Raw genomic sequence first — 23,526 nt, 5'->3', positions numbered from 1 at the left:
GACTCAATATGAGTTTAAAAAGAGATATGTTAGTTGAAGCAGGAGTTACAGATAAAGACGCATTAGATAGAATTATGCAAGCGTACGGTGCAGGACTAGAAAATGCTAAAAATCAAATTAAAAGTGAACTCGGAGCTGAAAAAGAAACATTAAAGGATAGATTGAAAGCACAAGACGGAAAGTTAGAGGAGCTTACAAAAAGCGCTGAATTAAACGCCGAAACTAAAAAAGCATTTGAGGATTTGCAAGCAGAGTATTCTCAATACAAAGTAGAAAGTGAAAATAATCTAGCGAAAATCAACAAAACAAATGCTATTGCTTTAGCATTAAAAGATGTCAAAGCCTATGATAGTGATGTTTTGATGAAACTTATCGATATTGATAAGGTAGAATTAGGAGAAGACGGCAAACCTAAGTTAGATGATATGGTTAATTCATTGAAAGAGAGTAAGCCGTTTTTATTCGAACAAGAACAACCAAATTCACCACAAATCACGGTGGGGGGTAATCCTAACGGAAATGGCACAAATAATAATGATCCATTTCAAGCGGTGATAAATTCATATAAATAAGAAAGGAAATAAAACAATATGGGAAATAACCAAAATTTACCGGTGCGCCAATACGCACCTCAATATAGACAAATTTTAACAACAGTATTTGATGTTAAAAAAGCATTTGAAGGAGTGTTAGCACCTATTCAATCATTAGATGGTGTCCAATTTAATTCAAAAGCCTTTAGCGTAAAAACTAATGGGACTCCAGTGGTAGTAGGGACTTATAGCACAGACGCAAATACTGCTATGGGAACTGGAACAGGACAAGGAAGTAGATTCGGTCAACTTACCGAAGTTATTTATCAAGACACCGAAGTGCCTTACGATTATTCGTTGGCAATTCATGAGGGGATTGACCGTTATACAGTTAATAACGATTTAAATGCTGCCGTTGCAGACCGTTTTAAATTGCATGCAGAAGCACAAACTAGAGAAATGAATAAAAAGGTCGGTAAATTCTTATCGGCTAACGCTGGAAAAACTGAAGCGCTAGCAGACCTTACCGAAGAAAGTATTAAAAAGTTATTCAATGCCGTTAATACTTATGTAATTAATACCGAAATAAACGCTCCTATTAAAGCGTATATCCGCGCTGAAATTTATAACGCAATTATAGATTTAACATCTACCACAACTGCTAAAGGATCTAATATTAGTTTAGATAACAATGGATTGGCTAAATATAAAAATGTTACTTTAGTAGAAGTGCCTACTCAATATTTCGAAAATGAAGTGGTAGGTATTTTTGCACCTGATGGAATTGTTATTCCTTTTGTGGGTATTCAGACAGCGAGAACTGTAGAAGCGGAAGATTTTGACGGGGTTAAATTGCAAGCGGCTGCTAAAGGTGGAACCTATGTGCTAGATGATAATAAAAAAGCTATTATCAAAGTTACCGGTACTATTGCTTAGGAGGTAGTTTATGGCTAAATATACGGTTAATATTGAATATATTGATAAATATTCATATAATAAGGTAAAAGCAGGCTCAGTGGTTGAATTGGAAGATGGTAGATATAATGAGATAGTATCTATTTTAGGCGAAGAAGCACTAAAAACATTCGATGAAAAAGAAACTAAAGAAGAGGCTAAAACTGAAAAAAAGAAGAGGTTGAATAATTTAATCTCTTCTTTGATTTTTTGGGGGATCTAAAATGAATTATTTAACTTTAGAAGAATTTAAGGAACTAGGTTTTAAAGAAATATCAAATTTTGAAGAATTAAGGGTAAATGCAGAATTAAGCGTGGATTTATTTACAAATTATTTTTATCAAAATAATAACTTAGAAGAAGATTATCCTGTTAGAAAAAAAGCTGTGAAACGTGCTGTTGCATTTCAAATATACTATATGGATAATAGCGGAGTTTTTACAGCTGAGGATAAAAAATCTTTAGGTAGTATAAGTATAGGCCGTACCACTATAAATTATGGTAATTCTAACTCTAAGATTAATGAGGGGGCACAGTATAATTTATCGCAAGATGCTCTAAATTTATTGAGGAGCGTAGGATTTGGATATAGAGGTGTTTTATATGATAGATAAAAGACTTTTGACGGATACTATAAAAGTAAGTCTAGTAAACGAAAAAGATAAATGGGGGAAAGCTTCATATGCCCCCTTTTTCGAAGTAAAATACGTTAGATTTGATAGAAGCTCAATAGATAAGTCTACTAATACCCAGAACCTTACAAATATTACAAGGAATAAATCGGGAACGATATTTATATATCTTAAATTCGCCGATGTAAAAGTTGATGATAGTTGGCTACAAGCTAAAATCATTGATAAGCACGGGGAATACAAAGTAATTAGCTTTGAAGTTAATTATTTAGGAAAAAAAGTCTTTTCTTACGAATTATCGGTGATTTGATGAGTATTAAAGTATCATATGATTTTTCACCATTAGAAAAAAAATTCGGTGCTAATAGCGTGGAAAATGCCAAAACTTTGGTCGCTAATCAAATATTGATAGATAGTGATGAATTTGTACCCAGCGACGGCAGAGGGTATTTAAGGACTGGCGGGCACGCAACCAAAGGGTCTGCCATATGGAATACTGTTTACGCCAGAGCGCAGTTTTTCGGAACTAATGGCATTGTAACATTTAGAAAATATACAATAGCCGGGACAGGTAAGGAATGGACTGAAAAGGCGGCTGATAAGCATATGAAAGATTGGGAAGAAGTAGCTAAGAAAGGACTAGGGATAAGATGATAAATAACAACGATTTTCAAGAAATACTTTGTGATTTTGTAAATTCATTAAATTTACCACTAAAAGCTAGATTAGATTATTTTAATGAAACAGAAGATTTGGTAATTAATTTAATATCAGGTGGAAAAGTTGATAAATTATTTATGGACAGCACTCAAGAGATTAGCTTACCTTTTGAGATTGCGGTTAAAAGCCTAGAGAATCAAAAAGCTAATTCTATTATGTGGAGTATTCACGCAGCTTTATCCGAATTTGATTTGCAATTACCTAGTTTAAATGGATCTTATCAATTTTTAAGTCTTGAAGTTGGTAAGCCCGCCATAAATGGGAGAGATGAACAAGACTATTTTATTTACACATTGAACATAGTTTCAAAATTAGAAATTAAAGGAGATTAAAAATGGCAAGACAAAAGAATGCGTTAAGAAAACATTATGTAGCAGTATTTGATTCAAGTAATCCCACTACTGCCCCAGAAAAAACAGCATATAAATTGTTAGCGAAATACATCAAAACTGTTAACGATGAAACTGACGAAGATACAGATGATGTAGCTTGGTATGACGGTGACGGTACACCCGAAGAATCAGTAATTTCAGTGAAAGCTGGGTATTCATTTGAGGGTAACTATGATGTAGCTGATGAAGCACAAAAATTAATAGCGGGATTAAAATACAAAGTTGGAGATGACCGTAAGGTTTGGTTTAAAGTTGTATCGTCAGATAATAAAACTCAATGGGAAGCAGTGGCTATTGTTTCTGGAATAAAAGCCGGAGATGGAGACGCTAACGAGTACGAAAACTTTGAGTGTACTATTAAATGGACTACATTACCAAAAGAAACACCGGTAGCATAATTTAGGAGGAGATAAGCATGGTAGTAATTAAAAAATTTGAAAATACAATTCCAGTTGATTTTGGAGAGTTTGAATTAAGATTTGTGATTAGTGATGAAAATATCGCTAAATTAGCAGGACTAGAAAAAGAAATTAATGGAATTAAAGAACAATTAGACGGCTTGAAAGGCGATATAAAAGATTTAGAAATTATATATAATCTAGGTAAAGATTTATGGGTTAAATTATTTGACGATGAAGTTTTCGAAAAAGTATACGAAGCTTGTGATAAATCAGCTATATCTACTCTGGTGGCTATTATACAAACAATAAAAGGGCTAGGAGATGGAATCCAGGATAATTATTCTCAAGATAAATTTTTGAAATACTTAAATTAATCATGCTTAGTTTATCTTATAAATTAGAAGATGCATTAATTATTGGTAGCGAAGTTTATAATTTGAATTTAAGTTTTGATAATGTATTAAGGATATTTGATATGTTGCAATCTAATGATTTAGAAGTTTTTCAAAAGCCTTATTTTGCATTGTTTATGTTAACTGGGGAGACGTTTGAAAAATATTCTTTTGATGATGTGGCGGAATTTTTAGATTCTATACTAGAAGAGCATATAAAAAATAAAGAGTTTAATTCTCTTGAATACGACTTAGCGGGCAATCTTATGCCCGTACAAGAAGTTGAGAACGAGGAGCAACTATATAGTTTGAAATATGACGCAGACTATATTTTTGCTTCTTTTTTTCAGGCTTATAACATTGATTTAATAGAAATGCAAGGCAAATTACATTGGAAAAAATTTAATGCCTTATTAAATGGTCTCCCGGAGGATACAAAATTCATGGAGGTTGTAAAAATTCGCGCTTATAAGCCGTCTAAATATGACAGCCCTGAATACAAAGAGCAAATAAAAAAGTTACAACGCCAATATGAACTTCCTGTTGATGATTAATGATTTTAAAAGAAAGGGGGTAAAATATGGCAGAGGGTAAAGTTAAAATAGATGTCGATTTAAGCGAAAAGAAAGCGACCGCTGGGATAGGTAGACTTAAAAACGCATTAAACGGGCTTGAAAGTGCCGGGAATAAAGCAGGATCAGTATTCAAAAGCGTGCTAGGTGCAAATTTAATAAGTGCGGCAATAGGCAAAACGATAAATAGCATTACCACTAGTATTGGCAGCATGATCTCGGAATTGAATAGTTCATCAAAAGCGTGGAAAACTTTCGAAGGTAATATGTCTATGATAGGCAAATCATCCGAAGAAATTGCTCAAGCTAAATCAGTATTACAAGATTATGCAACTAAAACTATATATAGCGCTTCTGAAATGGCGAGCACATATAGTCAGTTAGCAGCGGTCGGGATTAAAGAAACTGATAAATTAGTAACTGGTTTCGGCGGACTTGCAGCAGCAGCCGAAAATCCAAAGCAAGCTATGAAGACATTAAGCGTGCAAGCAACGCAAATGGCAGCTAAACCTACCGTAGCGTGGCAAGACTTTAAGTTAATGATGGAGCAAACACCTGCGGGAATGGCGGCGGTTGCTAAAGAAATGGGGATGTCATTATCGGAACTAGTTAAAGGAGTTCAAGACGGAACTATTAAAACGGAAGACTTCTTTAATGCTATCAAAAAAGTAGGTAATAACGCTGATTTTTCTAAAATGGCAACTGAATTTAAAACTATTGACCAAGCGATAGACGGTGCGAGGGAAAGTTTAGCCAATAGGTTACAACCAGCTTTTGAAAAAGTTAATAAATTCGGAATAAAAGCAATAGTTGGTCTTACTGATGCATTAGAAAAAATAGATTTTAGCGGATTTGCTGAAAAACTCGGGCACTTCCTCGATGGAATAAATATAGAGGGCGTAATCAACGGTATTGCTACGTCAATAAAAAATGTAACCTCTGTAGCTAAAGAACTGTGGAGAGGTCTTAATGATAGCGGAGCAATTAGTGCTGTTGTAGAGGCTTTTAATCAAGTCCAAAAGGCAATTAGTAATGTGATTAAAACCCTAGCCGATAGCGGGGCTATTAGTACTTTTGCTCTAATATTTGGAGAACTCGTAAAAGTAATTGCGAAAGTTGTTACTGCTTGTGCAAAATTTATATCAGCTTTACCGCCCGGTGTTATTAAAGCTATTGCATATTCATTGTTAGCTGTGGCTACTTCTATAAAAGCTGTTAAATTAGCTACAAAAGGCTTAGATTTAATTAAAAACTTCAACCCGTTTAAAGCATTTAAAAAGAACGCTACGAGCACTTTAGAGAGCGCTGGAAAAGGAATTGAAAAGTCGCTTGAGGGAGTAGGCAAAGTTGTAGAAAAATCTTCTAAAGGAATAGGTGAGGGGCTACAACGTGGTCTTAGTGGCGCAGGTAAATTATTAGATAGATTAGGTCGAGGTATATCAAGTGCTGCAAAAGGTATAGGTACTGGAATTTCTACTGCGGCTCAAGGTATAGGAACTGGCTTAGCTACTGCATTTAGGGGGTTAGGTTCTGCTATCGCTATGGTTCCTCCTAGCACTTGGCTAGCATTAGGAGCTGCAATTCTTATTGTGTGTGCTGGGCTTGCTTTATTAGGTACTCAAGGTGATGGCGCGGCAAAAGTTCTAACCGCCTTAGGTAGCGCTATAACTCAAATAGTTGAAGCTATCGGAACCGGGTTAACCGCAGTTATTACTTCGTTAGGCAATGCTATTGTTAGCGTAGGTAATGGGATAAAAACCGCCCTAGAGGGAGTAGGTATAGTAATTCAAAGTGTAGGTTCTGCTATTAAAACAGTATTTGAAGGCGTGGGAGTTGTTATTCAATCCGTAGGTACTGCAATTAAATCAGTTCTTGAGGGGGTAGGCAGTGCTTTTACGGGATTTGGTAACGGTGTACGTTTAGCGTTGGAAGGTGTAGCGAATATAGTAACCTCAATAGGAACAGCTATTCAATCAGCATTACAAGGTGTTGCTAGTATTGTGGCTGCTGTCGGTAATGCTATTAAATCCGCCCTAGAGGGAGTAGGGACTGTGATTGAAAGCACTGGTACAGCGATTAAATCGGTTCTTGAGGGGTTAGGACAAGCGTTTGAAAAATTCGGCACTGCGGTAAAAACAGTGTGTGATGGAATTAAAGAAGTTGTTGATAGTATAGGTTCAGCCATAAGAAATGTGCTAGATGGAGTTGCTAATATTTTCGACAGCATAGGTAATGCTGCGGAAAAAGCAGGTAACGGATTTAGATTATTTGCAGAAGGAGTTAAAACACTCGTTGATTTAAGTTTTAGTGATTTGGTAGCGACTTTAGCTGCAGTTGCAACTGGAGTAGGTAAGATAACATCTCACGCAGGAGAGATGGTTACAGCAGGAGCAGGAATGCAAAGTATGGCGGTTGGTCTTTCAGCGTTAGGTGTAGCTGCAAATATCGCTCAAAGTGCACTTACTGCATTACCAACTTTAATATCTAATTTTACAACTTCGTTAAATACGCTACCTATATCATTAGCTATTGCAACCGCGTCTATGCAAACATTCAGTTCTAACGTGACTTCTTCTTTATCGGGAGCAAGTGGCGTTATTAATAATTTCATATCGCAGTTAGCAATTTTAACTACCGAATTTGGTTTAGTAAATGCCGGGGCTAGTATTTTAACGGGAGTAATCACATCGTTATCTAGTTCGTTAGCTCAAACGGGTAATGCTGCGGTTAGCGTTTCAAATCAAATTACTCAAATTGGAACATCTATTTCATCTGTTGGAGCTACTGTAACTGGAATGGCTTCTAGTGTAAGCTCAGCAATGTCTAATTTAGCTAGTTCAATATCTAACGCTATGAGTAGCGCACAAAGCAGCATTCAAAGCACTTGTCAACAGTTTGTATCAATATTACAACAAACTGCTACTCAAATGTCTCAAGAGGGGCGAAAAGCGGGGCAAGAAGCGGGTAAAAATATTGCTGAAGGTCTCAGAAGTAATGAAGGTAATATCCGTTCATCAATGGAGAGTATAAAAAATACTATCCAAAATGTGGGGCAAAGTATAGCGCCAGTAGCACAAAATATTGGCGCTCAAGTTAGTAATGGGGTAGCTAGAGGTATGTATTCCGCGTTAGGGTCTGTAATTTCTGCGGCTAATGCTATTGTAAATGAAGTTGATAGAGCATTGAGAGCCAAAGCGCAAATTCACTCACCTTCAAGGCTTACAACTAAGACAGGTGGTCACTTAACGGGCGGACTTGGTAAAGGTATGATAAGCAATATGGGAGTATTGGACAAAGCACTAAACCTGTATCAACGTAAATTAAATGATTTTAAACCTAAATTGAGTGCTGAAAGCATGCTAAGTTTTAGCGGCGGGGCGAGATATGCTACTGCTGGAGCAAATAATAATAGCGTTACTAACAATAATACTAGCAATTACGGCTCGTTGTTACACATCGATAATTTGAATACTAATTCTGAAGACGACGTAAGAAGATTATACGAACAAATAAAATTCTTTATTAGAGAGGAGAAGGATAGATTATGATAAGTAAATATATTACTTATAACGGATTGAATACAAAAAATCTCGGACTGAGGTTAGTTGATGATATAGAATTTGAATCACCTTCAAACTCTATGGAATTTATAGAAATAGACGGAGTAAATGGCTCTAAAATTAAAGATAAGAAAAGATTATCAGTAGTAAATAGAAATTTTCCCTTCAAGGTGCACAATCCTAAGGCTGATATCCATCATATTATAAATGAGCTTAACAAATATCTTATCAACACAAAAGTTGGTTGGCATGATTTTGAGTGTAGTTGGGATGGCAAGCATTTATATAAAGCTTCATTTTATGAAACTTTTAAGATTGAGGGGTCGTTAAATAGTAGAAAAAAATGTGTTTTGAATTTTAAACTACACCCGGTTAAATATTTAAAAAGTGGATTAGAAAAAATAACACTGAGTAATGACCAAATATTAATCAATCCAGAAAATAGAGAAGCTAAGCCTTTGATTAAGTTAAGAGGAACTGGAGACGTTACATTAACAATCAATACTCAAATTTTTAAGTTGCGAGGAGTTAGCGGGCACATTATCATTGATTGTGAGACACAATCCGCCCATTGGGATAATAAAGAACCTCAATATGATAAAGTCCACAGTTATCCATTCCCGCATTTAGAACCAGGAGATAATCGAATTAAATGGGATAACAATTCTTTTATTGTGGAAATCACACCTAGATGGGAGGCGGTTATTTAATGGTATACCCAATATTATATAAAGCAACAGAAACTAATTTTGAACATTTAGGGGTGTCAGTATTATCTGACGCCTTTGAATGTTATGCTTCAAAAGAACGCAACGGTATTTACACTCTTGAATTTGATTACCCGGTAAACGGGAAAGATGTTAGTAAAATCAAAGAGGGCATGAAAATAAAAACCGATACCGGATATAGAACTAAAAAACAAATATTTATTGTTTCAAAAATTACAAAGAATAAAGATAAATTTGAAATTTATTGTCAGCACATTTCGCAAGTAAAAACCGCAATGAACGCTATTTCTCCTGATATTAGTGTTGTTAACGCTAGCGCTAGCAGGGCGTTGGAAATCTGGAGGGCAAATCTATTAGATAGTAGAGATGAAATTTTCACGTGGTCAGATATTTCCACTTTAAACTCGACTGTTTGGAAAGTTGAGAATATAGAAACTGCAAGGGACGCACTAGGGGGAAAATCAGGTTCTATTCTTGATGTGTGGGGTGGAGAATATGAGTTTGACAATTTAAACATCAAATTACATAAAAGTATGGGTGTAGACAGCCCTACGGTAATAGCTTATGGGAAAAATCTAATAGATTTGGAACAAGAACAATCTATTTTAGAAACTTACACATCAGTTTTCCCTTTTAAAAAATATACTGACGATAAAAACAATGAGCAGCTAATAGTGCTCCCCGAAACGATTATTGACAGCCCACATGTTAACAGTTTTACCCATAGAAGAATATTAAAATTAGATTTATCAAGTGATGATAATGTTAAAAGTGTAGAACAACTTAGAAGTAAAGCAGAAGCTTATATTAAGAGTAATAACGTAGGGGTACCTAAGGTAAATTTAAAACTTAATTACCAAGATCTATCTAAAGTTGAAGGTATTTTTGATACTCCTGCATTAGAAGAAGTTGATTTGTGCGATAAATTAAAAGTATTTTATTCTGATTTAGGCATTATGAATGAAAGCGCTAAAGTAATAAAAGTAGTTTGGGACGTAATTTTAGAAGAGTATCACAAAATAGAAGTTGGGGATAGTAAAAGTAATTTTGGGGAAAGTACGTCAGTAAAATTAGAATCTTTACAAAATCAAAATGATAACTTGAATAATAGGTTAAATACTATATTAGCAGAACAAGAAGCCAGTTTTAATAAGTTTTTTAAAGGAAAAGCTAAAGATATTGAAGACGCAGTAAAAACCGGGATTGAAAAAGGTCAATTAAAAAGCGAAGAAAAGATAAAAAAATAAAAGATGACTTAGAAAGAGAAATTAATCAATTTAAAAACGACATTCAACGAGCAACTACTGAATTCAACAAAAATCTAAACGAAACTAAACACCAACTTGAAATATTAAAAACTGATAATCACAATAAAATAATCGAACTTGAAAGAGGAATAACTTCCGCCAAAGAAAAAGGCGAAACTGCATTTAATAAAGTAACAGAGCTAAACGGCGAAGTTACTAGAGAGTTTGAGAAGATAAAAAAAGATACCAACGATAGCATTAATGCTGTTAAATCAGAATTTAAAGTAACCGCTGATGGCTTATCGAACAAAATAGTCAAGTTAGAAGATTATGTAAATAAAGACGGTGAAAGAACTCAAACGATGAAGTCCTGGGTTGAAACTAACACTGTAGAAGCTTTAAAACGAGAAAGAACAGAAGTATTAAAAGTAATTGACGGTAAAGGATATGTAACAGCTCAAAATCTTACTAATAAGCTAGAAGAAACCAGCAAGGGCGTTACTAGGGAAATATCAAGCGCTATTGATAACATAAGCTATAGTAACCGTAACTTACTTTTAAATACGCATTTCCCAGACTCAAATTCAATAGAAAATACAAGTGCTACTTTAAAAATTAATCAAAATGATTATAACGGGCATAATTCTATTGAATGGCAAGTAACAGGAGCAACTAGTAACGGTTGGAAAGGTCTTAACGTTAAAAGTAGCATATCGTCAGTTAAAAAAGGCGATAAGTTAGTAATTAGATTACCAATCTATATTTTTAGTGATGTAAATGACGACGCAGGAGTTAAGTTAAGATTAAAAAATCATAAAAATAACTCTACTTTAAAATCTTTTAATTTATCCGATAATATGCCAAAAAATCAATGGGTAATTAAAGAGATTAAATTTATAGCAGAAAGCGATTTTGATTTCACGAAGAATAATTTCTTTTTCGTGGCAATTGATAAAAATGGGCATTGCAAAATAGCTGAACCTTATCTTGGATATGGAACAGTAATACCTAGTTCGTGGTCTCCAGCTCCTGAAGATAGTACTAACCAAATAAACGCATTAAATACTTGGAAGCAAACAGCAACTGAAACGTTAAATAAAGTTGGCAGCATTAATCCTAATGACTTAGTTAAATACTCACAGATGAGAATAACTGATGACGGTATTGATTTTGGGTCAGGAAGACAATTCAACGGTAAGTCGTTAGCTAGTATGCTAAGAATAAGTCCTGACAGTATTCAAGCGATAACTGATAAATTTATAATTACTCCAAGTAATGAGAATTTGGTTGAAGTTGATAAGCGAAATGAAATTGGATTAGAGCAACGTTCACTATGGCTAACCCCTAAAATAAAAGAAGATAACCTATTAAATAAAAATGAATTTAGAATAATAGGAGAATTTATCTGGCAAGGTAACTTAACTTATGACCTTAACTTTATAATTGAAATAAAGAAAAATGGACAAAATGCAGAATACTTTTTTTAAAAAATTGCTTCAAAAAATTCAACTTATATATCAAGTAAACGAGGAGTTGATTTAAGGGTTGACCCTGATATTTCAGATATTGAATATTACAGATTAGGAATATATCAAGAAGGAAATAACAACTTCCACAAAATAGCTTGTAAAAATTTAGAAATTCGCCAAAAAAGGTCAGCAGAGTTAATTGTTGACGGAACTATAAAATCTAAGCATATATCAACAGGGTCAATAGAAGCTGGGCATATATCCGCCGGATCAATACAAGCTATTCATATGACGGCTGAAAGCATTGCCGCTGACGCTTTAAAAGTTGATGAAGCAATGATTAATAAATTGTTAGTAAATAATCTATTGGTTAAAGAGTTGTTTGCCAATAGTGCATTTATCAATAAATTACAAGCCGTTGACATCAGTGCTACTCAAATTACCACTGGGTATTTAAGCGGAGATAGGATATATGGTGGAACTATTGAGGGGGTTACAATTACCGGGTCAACACTTACAGGTACTACTAAGATAAAAATAGGTGAGTATGGTTATATGCAACCAGTAGATAGAGGACTCCAAATTAACACTCCTGCTTCTTATAATGCTAATTATGGAACAGGGGTTCAGATTTTAGGTGATACATGGGGTAATTATCCTAAGGGGATATTTATTTACCACGACCCAGATTTTTCTGTCCCAGGACAAACTGTTTATCCTAACGTCGATAATACATTGTTGACAGTGCACGGTTATGCTGCAATTTGCAATAAATTTAATGGCAATCCTGTACAAGGACACGCTATAATCTCTAATAGATATAAAGACACTCCTGTTAATGGGATTTATAAAATTGCATTTATAGGTTGGGACGGACGTAGCGGTCAATTATATGTTGATGACGGAACGGGTTCATCAGGAACTTGGTGGTTCACGCCTGACTCTTCATCATCAGATAGAAGATTGAAATTAGGGATTGAGGATAGTAATTATAACGCAATAGAATTTATTGAAAAATTAAACTTCAAACAATTCGATTGGAAAAGGGATAAATTCGGGCATAAAAAAGACTACACTAAATGCGGATTGATTGCTCAGGACATTCAAGCGTTGGATAGCAGCTTGGTATTTTCTCAAGGTGATAAGTTAGTACTAGATGACTTTAGACTTGGTAATATAGGGCTTAAAGCAATTCAAGAGTTAAATATTAGATTAAAACGATTAGAAGAAAAAATAGGAGCATAAAGAATGGAATTAAAAATTCAGAATAAAGACTTGGAAATATTATTACAGACGGTATCAAATTTACCAATAAAAAAAATGAAAGCTAATAGGGGGCGTGCTAAGTTTCTTAAAAAACTACAGGAAAAATTAGAAACTTATATTGAAGATAGAACTGAACTAGCTAAGGTATACGTTGAATATGATAAAGATCAACCTAAAGTTGATAGTGACGGCAATTTAATCTATAAAGATAATGCTAATGTAGACGAGTTTATCAAAGAGTTAAATGAGTTAAATACTGAAAGTGTAATAATTCAAGGGGGTGAATATTCTGAACGTTACACTGACTTTTTTAATGATTTGTTAGAACTTGAAGTTGAGTTATCGGCATACGAAACAATACTAATTGATGATATTTTAGAACAATTTGAAAAAGGAGATAAAGAATAATGACTTTGGAAATTAAAAAAACAACAAAATTAGAGGGTAGATTTAAGGTAGGAGATGAAACAGTGAAGTTAGTAACTGTAGAAATTAACGATAAAGGAGTATCAGAAATTTACGAAAGTATGTATAACCGAGAATTGTACTCTAAAAATCGTGTAGAAATGCGTAAACACGAAAAAGAACTTAGGGAAAAAAGATACGAGATAGAGGATAAAATTTTAGAGGAATTGGAAAAAACTAAACAGGAGTAATTTAAATGGCATTAATAGAATTAAGATTTTCGGATTTAGTAATACATCTTAGGGAATTCTTTAATATTGCAATTTTATATATTGTTATGGCGTTAATAATATTTGATATATTATCTGGAATTGCAAAATCTTGGGTTACTCACGAGGTGAACTCAACACTAAGCAGGAAAGGGATTTTAAAGCACACAGCTATTATTATGTTTATCATAATATCATTTCCAATTTTAACAGCAATTGGATTTAAATCTGTGGCAACAACTATAGTTTTATATCTTATATATAGCTATTTAATTTCAGTTATTGAGAATTTAACAGTATTAGGAGTTCCTTTCCCAAAAGGAATATTAAAAAGACTTACTAAATTAAAAGATTTAATAGAAAACAAGGAGGAATAATAAGTGACAGAATTACAACAATTTATAAGTCCAGTGATAATGGCAATTTGCTTGCTAATAGGAAATAGCATTAAGACTAGCTTCCCTAAAATACCTAACAATTATATTCCTGCAATATTAGCAGTTGTAGGGGCAGTTTTAATTTGCATATTAGAGGGATATTCAGGACATAATATCGTGACAGGTATTGTTAGCGGATTAAGTGCAACTGGACTACATCAAATTCACAAAGGGATAAGAGAAGTTAAAAATAATTAACACACTTTGACAGTTGTTTATAGTGTTTGACAAAAAGTAGAATTTGTATTAAAATAAATTCAGAGATAAAAAGGAACCTATTCACCTCCTTTCAGTCTCGTTTTAACGTTAAAATTCGTAGTGATACGAAAGTGTAATAGAAGCACATTACACTGCTTGGCAGAGCTTAAGAACTGTTCCTTGGAGATAAGCCTAAGAAGCACAAAGAGGAGTTAGTCAACCAACAATTCGACTAATCGTAAGACCTGGTTAGAGTCTTTTCTAATCCGTGCTTAATTTTGTTTTATGGAGAGAAAATGGATAATGTTGATTTAAAAAAATTGTATGATGATTATAAAAAGAAATTTCATAATAATTCTTGTATGATAGAAACGAATTATAAAAAATTAAATGAATTTATAGTCAAATTCAATATTTTAGATTTACATCATTTATTTGGAATTCATAAACTTGAAAATATTAACGCTAGCAAAACTAAAGAATTTTTAGAGAAAAATGAATTAGATTTAAATAAGTATAGAAAATATAAGAACTTTAATGAAGTAGTTAATAGGATCAATAATTATAATTTTATATCGGAAATTTTTATTGATAAAAAATATAATTATTGCATATTAGCCAAAGATTTAAATAAAAATACTATGAAATTATCTGTTGTATTTTATAAAGAAAATGAGGATAAATATATAGTATTCGGATTGAGAAAAATTTATAAAAATGTTTTTGTACCTACTACATTACATGAAGGTAGAGGACAAGCAATTTATAAAAGTTATAGACAAACTAAAATTAAAAATATTAAGTGGTTAGACTGAGATTATTCTTGGTCTTTTTATTATGAAAAAATGGAGGATAAATAAATGGTTAAAACAATAGATATAGTAAATGAAGCAAAAAGAATAGCAAATTTAGGAATAGGGGTAGATCAAGACGGAGCATATGGTACTCAATGTGTAGACTTACCGAATTACTTAAGTGTATTATTCTTTGGTAAAGCATTAAGAGGTAATGCAATAGATTTATTAAATAGTGCTAAGTCATTAGGTTATACAGTTGAATATAATGTGGTAGGAGATGTAAATTCTAAGCCACGTGCGGGGGCGGTGTTTGTTATGGATACCACTTATATTGCTGGTCATTCTTACGGGCACACAGGATTAGTAATTGCTGATAGTGACGGGTATACAATGAGTACCATTGAACAAAATGTTGATGGTAACGCTGATAGTTTATATGTAGGCGGTCCTGCCCGATATAGAAATCGTGACTTTAGCGGCATTGTTGGGTGGTTCTACTTCCCAGTGAACGACACACCGGCTAATAACCCAGCTAATACCGATTTACAAGCATTAGATAAAGCTAGAACATTCAAGGTAACTGTTGATAAGTTAAATGTGCGTTCAGCTCCATCGTTAGATAGTGAAGTAGTAGCAACTTACGAAAATGGTGAAGAATTTAATTATATGGAATATTGCTACGCTAATGGTTACGAATGGTTATCTTACATCTCACACAGTGGAGAAAGACGTTATGTTGCAAGTATGGAGCTTGAAACTGGTAAAGAATATGGTGAATGGAGATATAGAGATTAATATTCCTTGTCAATTCCAAAGATATGTAGTATAATATAATTACTTTATTTTTATTCATTTTTATTCACACCCCTTATCATTTAGATAGGGGGTATTTTTTATTTCACTTGATTTAGTAGGTAAAATATGATACTGTTAATGCGTATAAAATAAAATTTAAGGAGGAAATAAAAATGAAAAAAGTAGTTAAGATTACTGCAAAAGTTTTGCTAAGTACTGCATTGTTATCATCAATTATAATTCCCACATCTAACCAAGCGAGAGCTGATTGGAAACAAGATGAAAACGGTTGGTGGTATGATGAGGGAAATGGGAGATATCTTGCTGATGGAAGCTGGTCGATTGGAGGAAAAGCTTATCGTTTTGATAAAAGAGGATATATGGTAACGGGCTGGTATTATGATAATGGTGATAAGCATGAGAGATTAAAAGGATGGTATTATTATGATCCAGTAAATGGGGATGAAAAAAGAGGTTGGCAAAAGATAGATGGAAAATGGTATTATTTTAATGCTATGGCACTTACAGGTTTACGGAATATAGATGAAAAAAAATATTATTTTGATCCTGTAAATGGGGATATGAAAACAGGGTGGATAAAGATTGAAGGGAAGTGGCACTATTTTGATCCTGAAAATGGTAATGAAAAATCAGGTTGGCAGAATATAGATGGGAAATGGTATTATTTTATTTCTGAAGCATTTACAGGTTTTAATTATATAAATGAAAAATTGTATTATTTTGATCCTGTAAACTGTGATATGAAAATAGGATGGACAAAAGTAAATGGAGTTCAATATTATATGGATCCTAATGATGGAGGAGCGGTAGCAAGAGATAAAGTCTTGCTTATGAATGGTGTTTATTACACTTTTAATGCGGGTGGTAAACTTATAAAAGTTGAGTTAGCTAATAAAAATTAGCTAATAAATAACGGGAAGAAATATTTTAACCCTTGCAGGAATGCGGGGGTTATTTTTGTTTGTGAAACAATTATTATGAAACATATTGTTTTCAACATACTTTTATAGTATGATTAAACTAACAGCAAGAGAGGTGAAAATATGAAGAAAGAAAAAATGTATTTAGCATTTAGATTTACAGGAAACAATGAAATTGGTATAGAAGAATTTATTAATTTTTTAAATAATATATCTAAGTATCTTTTAAGTGTAAAAAAAGATTTAGGAGAAGATTTCAAATTAAGCACTAATGTTACTGCCATAGAAAAGGGTAGCTTCATAGTACACATAGTACCTGTTATAAATGTTTTAGCTAGTATATTACCTCATGTAATAGAAAATACAGGTTCTTTTATAAAATTAGTTAGAGAAATATTAGAAGTAATTTCCTTTCTACGTGGAAAACCACCTAAAGAAATAACCGAGACACATATAACTAATTTTTATGGAGATCAAATAAATATTAATAATCCTATATTTCAAATTTTTTCTAAAGATAGTAATGATACTTTTGAAGCCGTTGAAAAGTTAGCGGAAGATATACCGTTAAAACGAGAGTTGGAAGTATATGAGAGTGTTAGCAATAGCAAAACAATTATTAATGATGAGAATAAAGAATATTTTAAAAGAAAAAAAATCACAGATACTGATGAAAAATTTATCATAAATACAATTAATAATCTAACTGTAGTAGTAAAAAAACCATCGCTAGATATGAGTTCTAAATGGACTGTTCATATTGATAGAACAGTTAATGTGGATATTCATGATAAAGAATTTGCTAAACTAGTAAAAGATGGGGAGATATCATTTTCTAATGGTACTAAGTTAGAAGTGGATATGGAAATAAAAAGTTATCCGAATAATGAAAAAATTAAACCTACTTATGTAATAACTAAAGTTCATTTAGATAAAGTAGGAGCTGTTCAACAAAAGTTAGATTTGTAAACCTCTCTTAAAAAGATAGAGGTTTATTTTTTTTAAAAAAGGGGTTGACTTTTTGTAGCAACTTAATATATAATTATAATTGTAGCGACAAAAGAAAGGAGAAAAGGTATGGTTGCTAAGAAAATAGGTAGACCCACGGAAAATAAAAAAGATACTATGTTAAGAGTGAGAATAGATAGTAATATAGTATTTAAACTTGAAGAAATATCAAAAAAAGAAAATATTTCCAAATCAGAAGTAGTAAGACGTGGTATAATCAATCAGTATAATGATATAAAAAAATAGAAGATTGCTAGACTCTCGCAAAGTTACAATCTTCTACCAGAAAGGAATAGTACTCCTAAATTTATTATACCATAGGAGTACATTCTTATCAAATTAAAATTTAAGGAGATAAAAATTTATAATTTACAAAAACAAAATAAAACTCTTGACTTTTAGCATTCAAAAATGCTATAATGTTTGTTGTTAGGAGGTGAACAGATGAAAACTCTGACAATAAGGTTAGAAGATGATTTACATAAAAAATTAAAATTATTAGTGATTGAGAAAGATACTACAATTCAGAAGCTAATTGTAGAATTAATTAATAGACAAATAATGGATAATGATAAAAGTAAATCAGCAAATAAAAAATAAAACTCTTGACTTTTAAGTGTGCATAAATTATAATTAATGTATGCTCACAAAAAAAGAAAAGAGGTGGAAAAATGGGAGCAAAAGTTGGAAGACCAAAACTGGATAATCCTATCAATATTCGAACAAGTGTTAGATTGGATAAAATAACTGATGAGAAATTAATTGAATATTGTCAAAGAAACAATATATCAAAAGGTGTAGCAGTTAGAAAAGGAATCCAGCTACTTTTGGGGCAACAAAAAAAAGATTAGAGATATAGGTTCTGAGGCTACAATCTCTAATCAAACACAAACCGTTATGATTTGATAAATCTATTATATCATATTATAAACGGTTAATAAATAAAAAGGAGCAAATTAATGCAAAATTTATTAATAAAAATAGATGAATATAATGGACGCCAAGTAACAACAAGTAGAAATGTTGCTGAAAATTTAGGAAAAAGACATAGTAATGTAGTTAGAGATTTAGAGGGAATTTTAGAAAACTCAAATTTGAGTTCTCTGATAATACCGGCGTTTTATGAGGTTGAAGGGCAAAAGAGAAAATATAAAGAATATTTACTAACAAAAGATGGATTCATATTATATATGTTCAATATCCAAGGTCATAACGATATGAAACTAGCTTATATAAATGAATTTAACAGAATGAAAGATTTATTGAAAACTCCCCAACAAAAACGCCTATACTACAAAAAAGTACCAGTAATGACAGTAGATATGTTAGCAAAAGAATTAAATATATCAACAGTAACTGTAAATAAAATGTTGTATAAATTAGATGACGGAAATGTGTTAACCGGCAATGAGTTAAAATATTTTAAAAAAGAAAACAGTTATAAGTCAAGTTGTAGCTTGCTTAGAATAATCTACCATCGTGTGGCTGATACAATAGCAAGAAATTTAGGTAAGCAATTAAGTGATTATTTTCTGTTTGATTGTGATAAATATAAACTACCCCTTGAGCAAATGCAAATAGCCTTAAAACAAGCAGACAACCTTGCTAGAATAGGTAAACAAATAAGCAATAAAGAAGATAAGGATTTTGTGTTAATGAAAGCCAGTGAGATATTAGTTAATATCGGATTATGGGATAATAAAGAAGATACTGATTACGATATAAATAGCCTCGATGGCTGGAACAAGAAATGTAAAATAGGTAATAATTTAGGCTACATAAATAGGTAGTTAAAATTATTGTAAAGCACTCCCCCTATAATTTAGGGGGTATTTTTTATTTCACTTGATTTAGTAAGGAAAATATGATACTGTTAATGCGTATAAAATAAAATTTAAGGAGGAAATAAAAATGAATAAAGTAGTTAAGATTACTGCAAAAGTTTTGCTAAGTACTGCATTGTTATCATCAATTATAATTCCCACATCTAACCAAGCGAGAGCTGATTGGAAACAAGATGAAAACGGTTGGTGGTATGATAGGGGAAGTGGACATTATTATAAAGATGGAGTATATGGCATTGGAGGAAAAGCTTATCGTTTTGATAAAAGAGGATATATGGTAACGGGCTGGTATTATGATAATGGTGATAAGTATTATAATAGAGTAAAAGGATGGTATTATTATGATCCTGTAAATGGGGATGAAAAATTAGGATGGCAAAAGATAGATGGGAAATGGTATTTTTTTAGTTATGGTAATGGTAATGCACTTACAGGTTTACAGTTTATAGATGATACAGAATATTATTTTGATCCTGTAAATGGGGATATGAAAACAGGGTGGATAAAGATTGAAGGGAAGTGGCGCTATTTTGATCCTGAAAGTGGAGCTCAAACAGAAAAAACTTGGAGATATATAAACGGGAAATGGTATTATTTTGACACAGTTCATCCAGTTACAGGTTTTTTTTATATAGGTGAAAAAAGATATTATTTTGACCCAGTAAACTGTGATATGAAAATAGGATGGACAAAAGTAAATGGAGTTCAATATTATATGGATCCTAATGATGGAGGAGCGGTAGCAAGAGATAAAGTCTTGCTTATGAATGGTGTTTATTACACTTTTGATTGGCTTGGCAAACTTATAAAAGTTGAGTTGGCTAATAAATAACGAAACTAATTATTTAATAAAGAATATATCTGCAAGATTTTTAATAAAGAAAGAACTAGCTTTTATTTTAAAGTTAGTTCTTTTGTTGTTTTAAAATATATTCTAGTGGCATTCCTTTGTCAATACCTCTAAATATCCTAAATGCTACTATTACATCTGCGTAGAAATGTTGATTGTACTATTTATAATAGCGATATTATTAATATTAATAATACCGAACATTACTAAAAATATTGACACAGCAAAAGATAAAAGTTCGCAAGCATATGAAAAAACTGTTCAATCTCAGGTAACGGCATATCAAATAAATGAAAAAGATAATGATGTAACATTTGAAAAATTGGTAGAAAAACATTATTTAGATGGCCCGGTAGATAAGGCCAGCACCGCACCTAATGGCAAAAAAATTATTATTTCAAATGGAAAAGCTACATTACAAAACTAAAGAAGCATATACTTTGGTAGAGATGCTTGCTGTTTTACTAATAGTTAGTATTATAGTAATTATGTTATCTGTTATTTCAATAGGAGATTATACTAAATATAAGGAAAGGTTAGCGGTGAATGAATTAATCTCCGATATTTATTTTATACAAACATCAAGTTTAAGAGAAGGTAATTCTCCGTATATTGATTTATTTTCCGGTGATAATGAATATTTAATGTATTATGATAAGCATTCAAGTTGGAAAAAATTATCTCAAAATGGAAAAATAGTTGCTAATGGTCCGACGATAAGACTTAGGTATAGAGAGGGGAACTTAATATCAAGAGCTAACACAATAGATGTAAAATTTGAACGCAGTTTGTATCGTATTATCGTTCATTTAGATAGTGGGTATATTACGGTAGATGAACTATAAAAGTGGTTTTACATTTGTTGAACTGATTATTGCTTTAGCAATTTGTTCCATGATATTCGGTTTTCTTATACCTAATTTAGTTCGTCAATATTCAACTATTGCAATGATAGAAAAACAACTTGAGATGAAAGAAATTCTTTATGAAGAAATTAGTAATCATTATAATGAAAAAAATTTCAGTGTTAGAAGAGAAAACTATGAAATAGTAGTTAGTCTTGAAAAGGCGGAAATAGTGGATATAAATACTAATGAAAAGGTCAGTTATGAGTAAAAGCAAAAAAGAGGGTTTTACACTATTAGAACTTACCATATCGTTATTTCTTTTGATTATAGTTACACTTTTGTTGATGCTTATACTTCAGACAACATTGAAAACTTCTAAAAATTTTTTAGATTTTACAAATTATGAATATGCTTTAGCACATAAAAAAATCTTTCAAATTTATAATTCCAGCGAAAAACTTGAGAGGGAAAGTAATTACATTATAATGAAAAATAAAGAAAAAAAGAAGAAGTAAGGTTAGTATTTCAAGGAAATAAAATTTATATGGAAAAACAAAAAAATACAAACTCTTATGCAGGATATATCCTTCTTCTTCAAAAATTAAAAGGTTACTCAATAGAGCAAAGTGACGACAGAATAAAAATTACCATCATTGATAGAGAAAATAAAAAGAGAATACTTTACCTTATGCTAAAAAATCAAAAAGATAATGATAAAGATGAAAAAAAAGAGGATGACGAAATTGAATAAGAAAAATCTTAAAAATGGTAGTGCAGTTATAACTTCACTTTTAGTAATGCTTTTTGTTATTGTTGTTATGTTTAGCATAATTGGAATTTATATAAACAAGATGTATAGTATAAAAAATCTAAATGATTATTATGATAAAAAAATAGTAGAACAGTTAACTAAAAATATTAGTAATAAAGAATAATTATATGAGATGGGAAAAGTTAAACTTCTGACGTTCCCATCTTTTTACTTTCTATAACCAATATAAATGTTGCGTTGTTTTGGTAAATAGTTTAAAATATTAGTATGAAATTTAAAAACAAATAATTTATTAAGGAGATAAAAATGAGTAAAAAAACAATATTAACTTTCGCTGTTGCAGGCTTAGGTGCGGTAGCATTATCTACATTAATTTCAAAAAAAGAAAGATTTAGTAAAGAAGAAAAAGAAACTATTGATAAATACAAAGAATATTTAGAGGAGAAAGACTACATTGTAGTTGATAAGAAAAATTATAAAAAACAAGTAGGAAATATTTTGTCATTGTCATCATTACCTTTATATTATAAAGCTGCTAAAAAAGTAGCTAAATTTGTGTTATAAAATGTTCATACCGGAGAAAAATTATTCCTTTTATGAGGAAAATCCTAAGGGAAAGTTAACTTTTAAAAAATTTGTAAAAGAGATGTATTATAGAATAATGTACGATGAAATATCAATTCTATCATCAAATTTGAGTTATTATTTCATTCTTTCGTTGTTCCCTATGCTTTTAGTCGCATTAGCGCTAACTCCATACTTCAAAATAGATCAACAGTTTTTATTAGAAAAAATACAAACCTTTGCTCCAGGAGATTTAGGAAATTATTTATTTAGCATAATCAGTGAAGTATTAAATAATAAAAGTAACAACACAATTCTAACATTTGGTATTATTTTTACTTTATGGTCTGCTTCTAACGGAATTTATGGTATTATTATAGCATTTAATAATGCTTTCAGAGTGAGAGATGAACGTGTTTGGATTGTTACCAAAATTATTAGTATAATATTTACAATATTATTTTTAGTAGGAATGTTTTTAGTATTAACTCTTGTTGTTTTTGGGAAACAATTAACATGGTTATTATTCCATAAGCTACATTTTGATGAGGGTTTTTCTAATTTATGGACATATCTTACATACAGCTTTCCTATGCTATTTACGTTTATAGTATTTGTGTTTATATATATATTAGGACCTAATGTTAAGGTAAGAGTTATTAGTATATTCCCCGGAGCAATATTCTCAACTATATCTTGGACACTGGTTAGTAGATTGTTCGGTTATTACATTGATCATTTTTCCAGTTATATAAAAACATATGGTACCATTGGTGGACTAATGGCATTTATTCTTTGGCTTTATATAACGGGATATATATTAATACTTGGTGCAGAGATAAATGCAATATTACATAATTATAAGGTAGAACATCGAGTTTTTGAAGAAACTCACACGAAAGCTAAATAAAATATAATAGTATATTTTAAAA

General features: G+C 31.7%; 36 protein-coding genes. All 36 read left to right on the top strand.

What is annotated here, in order from left to right:
• The first annotated feature begins 8 nt into the window (after nt 1-8).
• The 36 genes from AXE85_RS05650 to AXE85_RS05480 all read left to right on the top strand — a co-directional run bounded on the left by AXE85_RS05650 (nt 9) and on the right by AXE85_RS05480 (nt 23,504).
• On the top strand, nt 9-572 hold the full coding sequence (locus tag AXE85_RS05650; protein ID WP_062173798.1) for a phage scaffolding protein: 564 nt from the start codon (nt 9-11) through the stop codon (nt 570-572).
• A gap of 18 nt (nt 573-590) precedes the next feature.
• On the top strand, nt 591-1,469 hold the full coding sequence (locus AXE85_RS05645) for a hypothetical protein (RefSeq protein WP_062173796.1): 879 nt from the start codon (nt 591-593) through the stop codon (nt 1,467-1,469).
• Nucleotides 1,470-1,479: 10 nt separating this feature from the next.
• On the top strand, nt 1,480-1,710 hold the full coding sequence (locus AXE85_RS05640) for a hypothetical protein (RefSeq protein WP_062173795.1): 231 nt from the start codon (nt 1,480-1,482) through the stop codon (nt 1,708-1,710).
• Nucleotide 1,711: 1 nt separating this feature from the next.
• Nucleotides 1,712-2,101, top strand: a complete 390-nt coding sequence (locus tag AXE85_RS05635; protein WP_062173792.1) for a hypothetical protein — start codon at nt 1,712-1,714, stop codon at nt 2,099-2,101.
• Nucleotides 2,091-2,429 (top strand): putative minor capsid protein, encoded by a 339-nt coding sequence (locus tag AXE85_RS05630; RefSeq protein WP_062173790.1) that lies wholly within the window; start codon nt 2,091-2,093, stop codon nt 2,427-2,429. The genes AXE85_RS05635 and AXE85_RS05630 overlap by 11 nt, the downstream gene beginning before the upstream one ends.
• Nucleotides 2,429-2,773, top strand: a complete 345-nt coding sequence (locus AXE85_RS05625) for a minor capsid protein (protein ID WP_062173788.1) — start codon at nt 2,429-2,431, stop codon at nt 2,771-2,773. Before AXE85_RS05630 ends, AXE85_RS05625 begins: the two co-directional genes overlap by 1 nt.
• Nucleotides 2,770-3,171, top strand: coding sequence for a minor capsid protein (locus tag AXE85_RS05620; protein ID WP_062173786.1), 402 nt, complete (start codon nt 2,770-2,772; stop codon nt 3,169-3,171). The genes AXE85_RS05625 and AXE85_RS05620 overlap by 4 nt, the downstream gene beginning before the upstream one ends.
• Before the next feature lie 2 nt (nt 3,172-3,173).
• Nucleotides 3,174-3,629: a phage tail tube protein gene (locus AXE85_RS05615; RefSeq protein WP_062173784.1), complete on the top strand. Its 456-nt coding sequence runs from the start codon at nt 3,174-3,176 to the stop codon at nt 3,627-3,629.
• Between the two features lie 17 nt (nt 3,630-3,646).
• Nucleotides 3,647-4,006, top strand: coding sequence for a hypothetical protein (locus AXE85_RS05610; RefSeq protein WP_062173782.1), 360 nt, complete (start codon nt 3,647-3,649; stop codon nt 4,004-4,006).
• Between the two features lie 2 nt (nt 4,007-4,008).
• A complete protein-coding gene (locus AXE85_RS05605; RefSeq protein WP_062173780.1) occupies nt 4,009-4,578 on the top strand; it encodes a Gp15 family bacteriophage protein in 570 nt (189 codons plus the stop codon).
• 26 nt (nt 4,579-4,604) lie between these two features.
• On the top strand, nt 4,605-8,144 hold the full coding sequence (locus tag AXE85_RS05600; protein WP_062173778.1) for a tape measure protein: 3,540 nt from the start codon (nt 4,605-4,607) through the stop codon (nt 8,142-8,144).
• On the top strand, nt 8,141-8,866 hold the full coding sequence (locus tag AXE85_RS05595) for a phage tail family protein (RefSeq protein ID WP_062173776.1): 726 nt from the start codon (nt 8,141-8,143) through the stop codon (nt 8,864-8,866). Before AXE85_RS05600 ends, AXE85_RS05595 begins: the two co-directional genes overlap by 4 nt.
• Nucleotides 8,866-10,131, top strand: coding sequence for a phage tail spike protein (locus AXE85_RS05590; protein WP_062173774.1), 1,266 nt, complete (start codon nt 8,866-8,868; stop codon nt 10,129-10,131). Before AXE85_RS05595 ends, AXE85_RS05590 begins: the two co-directional genes overlap by 1 nt.
• 362 nt (nt 10,132-10,493) lie before the next feature.
• A complete protein-coding gene (locus AXE85_RS05585) occupies nt 10,494-11,618 on the top strand; it encodes a hypothetical protein (protein WP_062173772.1) in 1,125 nt (374 codons plus the stop codon).
• A 270-nt stretch (nt 11,619-11,888) separates the two neighbouring features.
• Nucleotides 11,889-12,845, top strand: coding sequence for a tail fiber domain-containing protein (locus tag AXE85_RS05580; protein WP_062173770.1), 957 nt, complete (start codon nt 11,889-11,891; stop codon nt 12,843-12,845).
• A gap of 3 nt (nt 12,846-12,848) precedes the next feature.
• Nucleotides 12,849-13,274: a DUF1617 family protein gene (locus AXE85_RS05575; protein ID WP_062173768.1), complete on the top strand. Its 426-nt coding sequence runs from the start codon at nt 12,849-12,851 to the stop codon at nt 13,272-13,274.
• A complete protein-coding gene (locus AXE85_RS05570; RefSeq protein ID WP_062173766.1) occupies nt 13,274-13,522 on the top strand; it encodes a hypothetical protein in 249 nt (82 codons plus the stop codon). Before AXE85_RS05575 ends, AXE85_RS05570 begins: the two co-directional genes overlap by 1 nt.
• A 5-nt stretch (nt 13,523-13,527) precedes the next feature.
• Nucleotides 13,528-13,917: a phage holin family protein gene (locus tag AXE85_RS05565; protein WP_021753573.1), complete on the top strand. Its 390-nt coding sequence runs from the start codon at nt 13,528-13,530 to the stop codon at nt 13,915-13,917.
• A 3-nt stretch (nt 13,918-13,920) separates the two neighbouring features.
• Entirely contained in the window at nt 13,921-14,175 is a 255-nt protein-coding gene (locus tag AXE85_RS05560; RefSeq protein ID WP_197415946.1) for a phage holin family protein, read from the top strand.
• A 296-nt stretch (nt 14,176-14,471) separates the two neighbouring features.
• A complete protein-coding gene (locus AXE85_RS05555) occupies nt 14,472-14,990 on the top strand; it encodes a PBECR4 domain-containing protein (protein ID WP_021753571.1) in 519 nt (172 codons plus the stop codon).
• A gap of 45 nt (nt 14,991-15,035) precedes the next feature.
• Nucleotides 15,036-15,767, top strand: coding sequence for a CHAP domain-containing protein (locus AXE85_RS05550; RefSeq protein ID WP_062173763.1), 732 nt, complete (start codon nt 15,036-15,038; stop codon nt 15,765-15,767).
• A 173-nt stretch (nt 15,768-15,940) separates the two neighbouring features.
• Nucleotides 15,941-16,690, top strand: a complete 750-nt coding sequence (locus tag AXE85_RS05545; protein ID WP_062173761.1) for an N-acetylmuramoyl-L-alanine amidase family protein — start codon at nt 15,941-15,943, stop codon at nt 16,688-16,690.
• Between the two features lie 141 nt (nt 16,691-16,831).
• Nucleotides 16,832-17,677 carry an LAPAL motif-containing putative phage structural protein gene (locus AXE85_RS05540; RefSeq protein ID WP_021753567.1) on the top strand — a complete coding sequence of 282 codons (846 nt, stop codon included), beginning with the start codon at nt 16,832-16,834 and terminating at the stop codon, nt 17,675-17,677.
• A gap of 108 nt (nt 17,678-17,785) precedes the next feature.
• Nucleotides 17,786-17,962 carry a ribbon-helix-helix domain-containing protein gene (locus AXE85_RS05535; RefSeq protein WP_062173759.1) on the top strand — a complete coding sequence of 59 codons (177 nt, stop codon included), beginning with the start codon at nt 17,786-17,788 and terminating at the stop codon, nt 17,960-17,962.
• Between the two features lie 198 nt (nt 17,963-18,160).
• Nucleotides 18,161-18,316, top strand: coding sequence for a hypothetical protein (locus AXE85_RS08390; protein WP_156439984.1), 156 nt, complete (start codon nt 18,161-18,163; stop codon nt 18,314-18,316).
• A 71-nt stretch (nt 18,317-18,387) separates the two neighbouring features.
• Nucleotides 18,388-18,567, top strand: a complete 180-nt coding sequence (locus tag AXE85_RS05530; RefSeq protein WP_062173757.1) for a CopG family transcriptional regulator — start codon at nt 18,388-18,390, stop codon at nt 18,565-18,567.
• Between the two features lie 108 nt (nt 18,568-18,675).
• Nucleotides 18,676-19,506, top strand: a complete 831-nt coding sequence (locus AXE85_RS05525) for a Rha family transcriptional regulator (RefSeq protein WP_062173755.1) — start codon at nt 18,676-18,678, stop codon at nt 19,504-19,506.
• Between the two features lie 121 nt (nt 19,507-19,627).
• Nucleotides 19,628-20,392, top strand: coding sequence for an N-acetylmuramoyl-L-alanine amidase family protein (locus AXE85_RS05520; RefSeq protein WP_062173753.1), 765 nt, complete (start codon nt 19,628-19,630; stop codon nt 20,390-20,392).
• Between the two features lie 166 nt (nt 20,393-20,558).
• Nucleotides 20,559-20,837 carry a hypothetical protein gene (locus AXE85_RS05515; RefSeq protein ID WP_040460736.1) on the top strand — a complete coding sequence of 93 codons (279 nt, stop codon included), beginning with the start codon at nt 20,559-20,561 and terminating at the stop codon, nt 20,835-20,837.
• The gene (locus AXE85_RS05510; RefSeq protein WP_231723756.1) at nt 20,788-21,255 is read left to right on the top strand and encodes a type II secretion system protein; all 468 of its coding nucleotides are present in this window, start codon (nt 20,788-20,790) and stop codon (nt 21,253-21,255) included. The genes AXE85_RS05515 and AXE85_RS05510 overlap by 50 nt, the downstream gene beginning before the upstream one ends.
• A complete protein-coding gene (gene comGE / locus AXE85_RS05505; protein WP_062173751.1) occupies nt 21,245-21,526 on the top strand; it encodes a competence type IV pilus minor pilin ComGE in 282 nt (93 codons plus the stop codon). Before AXE85_RS05510 ends, comGE begins: the two co-directional genes overlap by 11 nt.
• Nucleotides 21,519-21,773, top strand: a complete 255-nt coding sequence (locus tag AXE85_RS08645) for a type II secretion system protein (RefSeq protein WP_062173749.1) — start codon at nt 21,519-21,521, stop codon at nt 21,771-21,773. The genes comGE and AXE85_RS08645 overlap by 8 nt, the downstream gene beginning before the upstream one ends.
• 29 nt (nt 21,774-21,802) lie before the next feature.
• Nucleotides 21,803-22,009, top strand: a complete 207-nt coding sequence (locus AXE85_RS08640; protein ID WP_062173747.1) for a hypothetical protein — start codon at nt 21,803-21,805, stop codon at nt 22,007-22,009.
• Nucleotides 22,002-22,193, top strand: coding sequence for a hypothetical protein (locus tag AXE85_RS05490; RefSeq protein WP_231723755.1), 192 nt, complete (start codon nt 22,002-22,004; stop codon nt 22,191-22,193). The genes AXE85_RS08640 and AXE85_RS05490 overlap by 8 nt, the downstream gene beginning before the upstream one ends.
• A 143-nt stretch (nt 22,194-22,336) precedes the next feature.
• Entirely contained in the window at nt 22,337-22,594 is a 258-nt protein-coding gene (locus tag AXE85_RS05485) for a hypothetical protein (RefSeq protein ID WP_062173742.1), read from the top strand.
• Between the two features lie 97 nt (nt 22,595-22,691).
• Nucleotides 22,692-23,504, top strand: coding sequence for a YihY/virulence factor BrkB family protein (locus AXE85_RS05480; RefSeq protein ID WP_231723754.1), 813 nt, complete (start codon nt 22,692-22,694; stop codon nt 23,502-23,504).
• Nucleotides 23,505-23,526: the final 22 nt, after the last annotated feature.

It is taken from the genome of Gemella sp. oral taxon 928 (assembly GCF_001553915.1).
GTDB lineage: Bacteria > Bacillota > Bacilli > Staphylococcales > Gemellaceae > Gemella > Gemella massiliensis.
The sequence above is the reverse complement of the archived record's forward strand: the minus strand, read 5'-3'. Positions and strand labels throughout refer to the sequence as shown.

What these genes read in the sequence shown, in the direction of transcription:
- AXE85_RS05565 (WP_021753573.1), top strand. Translation starts at nt 13,528, where the DNA reads ATGGCATTAATAGAATTAAGATTTTCGGATTTAGTAATACATCTTAGG.
- AXE85_RS05635 (WP_062173792.1), top strand. Translation starts at nt 1,712, where the DNA reads ATGAATTATTTAACTTTAGAAGAATTTAAGGAACTAGGTTTTAAAGAA.
- AXE85_RS05550 (WP_062173763.1), top strand. Translation starts at nt 15,036, where the DNA reads ATGGTTAAAACAATAGATATAGTAAATGAAGCAAAAAGAATAGCAAAT.
- AXE85_RS05620 (WP_062173786.1), top strand. Translation starts at nt 2,770, where the DNA reads ATGATAAATAACAACGATTTTCAAGAAATACTTTGTGATTTTGTAAAT.
- AXE85_RS05515 (WP_040460736.1), top strand. Translation starts at nt 20,559, where the DNA reads ATGTTGATTGTACTATTTATAATAGCGATATTATTAATATTAATAATA.
- AXE85_RS05605 (WP_062173780.1), top strand. Translation starts at nt 4,009, where the DNA reads ATGCTTAGTTTATCTTATAAATTAGAAGATGCATTAATTATTGGTAGC.
- AXE85_RS05630 (WP_062173790.1), top strand. Translation starts at nt 2,091, where the DNA reads ATGATAGATAAAAGACTTTTGACGGATACTATAAAAGTAAGTCTAGTA.
- AXE85_RS05610 (WP_062173782.1), top strand. Translation starts at nt 3,647, where the DNA reads ATGGTAGTAATTAAAAAATTTGAAAATACAATTCCAGTTGATTTTGGA.
- AXE85_RS05650 (WP_062173798.1), top strand. Translation starts at nt 9, where the DNA reads ATGAGTTTAAAAAGAGATATGTTAGTTGAAGCAGGAGTTACAGATAAA.
- AXE85_RS08390 (WP_156439984.1), top strand. Translation starts at nt 18,161, where the DNA reads ATGAAAACTCTGACAATAAGGTTAGAAGATGATTTACATAAAAAATTA.
- AXE85_RS05585 (WP_062173772.1), top strand. Translation starts at nt 10,494, where the DNA reads ATGAAGTCCTGGGTTGAAACTAACACTGTAGAAGCTTTAAAACGAGAA.
- AXE85_RS05535 (WP_062173759.1), top strand. Translation starts at nt 17,786, where the DNA reads ATGGTTGCTAAGAAAATAGGTAGACCCACGGAAAATAAAAAAGATACT.
- AXE85_RS05595 (WP_062173776.1), top strand. Translation starts at nt 8,141, where the DNA reads ATGATAAGTAAATATATTACTTATAACGGATTGAATACAAAAAATCTC.
- AXE85_RS05570 (WP_062173766.1), top strand. Translation starts at nt 13,274, where the DNA reads ATGACTTTGGAAATTAAAAAAACAACAAAATTAGAGGGTAGATTTAAG.
- AXE85_RS08645 (WP_062173749.1), top strand. Translation starts at nt 21,519, where the DNA reads ATGAGTAAAAGCAAAAAAGAGGGTTTTACACTATTAGAACTTACCATA.
- AXE85_RS05645 (WP_062173796.1), top strand. Translation starts at nt 591, where the DNA reads ATGGGAAATAACCAAAATTTACCGGTGCGCCAATACGCACCTCAATAT.
- AXE85_RS05530 (WP_062173757.1), top strand. Translation starts at nt 18,388, where the DNA reads ATGGGAGCAAAAGTTGGAAGACCAAAACTGGATAATCCTATCAATATT.
- AXE85_RS05600 (WP_062173778.1), top strand. Translation starts at nt 4,605, where the DNA reads ATGGCAGAGGGTAAAGTTAAAATAGATGTCGATTTAAGCGAAAAGAAA.
- AXE85_RS05555 (WP_021753571.1), top strand. Translation starts at nt 14,472, where the DNA reads ATGGATAATGTTGATTTAAAAAAATTGTATGATGATTATAAAAAGAAA.
- AXE85_RS05545 (WP_062173761.1), top strand. Translation starts at nt 15,941, where the DNA reads ATGAAAAAAGTAGTTAAGATTACTGCAAAAGTTTTGCTAAGTACTGCA.
- AXE85_RS05640 (WP_062173795.1), top strand. Translation starts at nt 1,480, where the DNA reads ATGGCTAAATATACGGTTAATATTGAATATATTGATAAATATTCATAT.
- AXE85_RS05575 (WP_062173768.1), top strand. Translation starts at nt 12,849, where the DNA reads ATGGAATTAAAAATTCAGAATAAAGACTTGGAAATATTATTACAGACG.
- AXE85_RS05615 (WP_062173784.1), top strand. Translation starts at nt 3,174, where the DNA reads ATGGCAAGACAAAAGAATGCGTTAAGAAAACATTATGTAGCAGTATTT.
- AXE85_RS05540 (WP_021753567.1), top strand. Translation starts at nt 16,832, where the DNA reads ATGAAGAAAGAAAAAATGTATTTAGCATTTAGATTTACAGGAAACAAT.
- AXE85_RS05590 (WP_062173774.1), top strand. Translation starts at nt 8,866, where the DNA reads ATGGTATACCCAATATTATATAAAGCAACAGAAACTAATTTTGAACAT.
- AXE85_RS05525 (WP_062173755.1), top strand. Translation starts at nt 18,676, where the DNA reads ATGCAAAATTTATTAATAAAAATAGATGAATATAATGGACGCCAAGTA.
- AXE85_RS05480 (WP_231723754.1), top strand. Translation starts at nt 22,692, where the DNA reads ATGTACGATGAAATATCAATTCTATCATCAAATTTGAGTTATTATTTC.
- AXE85_RS08640 (WP_062173747.1), top strand. Translation starts at nt 21,803, where the DNA reads ATGGAAAAACAAAAAAATACAAACTCTTATGCAGGATATATCCTTCTT.
- AXE85_RS05520 (WP_062173753.1), top strand. Translation starts at nt 19,628, where the DNA reads ATGAATAAAGTAGTTAAGATTACTGCAAAAGTTTTGCTAAGTACTGCA.
- comGE (WP_062173751.1), top strand. Translation starts at nt 21,245, where the DNA reads ATGAACTATAAAAGTGGTTTTACATTTGTTGAACTGATTATTGCTTTA.
- AXE85_RS05485 (WP_062173742.1), top strand. Translation starts at nt 22,337, where the DNA reads ATGAGTAAAAAAACAATATTAACTTTCGCTGTTGCAGGCTTAGGTGCG.
- AXE85_RS05580 (WP_062173770.1), top strand. Translation starts at nt 11,889, where the DNA reads ATGACGGCTGAAAGCATTGCCGCTGACGCTTTAAAAGTTGATGAAGCA.
- AXE85_RS05510 (WP_231723756.1), top strand. Translation starts at nt 20,788, where the DNA reads ATGGCAAAAAAATTATTATTTCAAATGGAAAAGCTACATTACAAAACT.
- AXE85_RS05625 (WP_062173788.1), top strand. Translation starts at nt 2,429, where the DNA reads ATGAGTATTAAAGTATCATATGATTTTTCACCATTAGAAAAAAAATTC.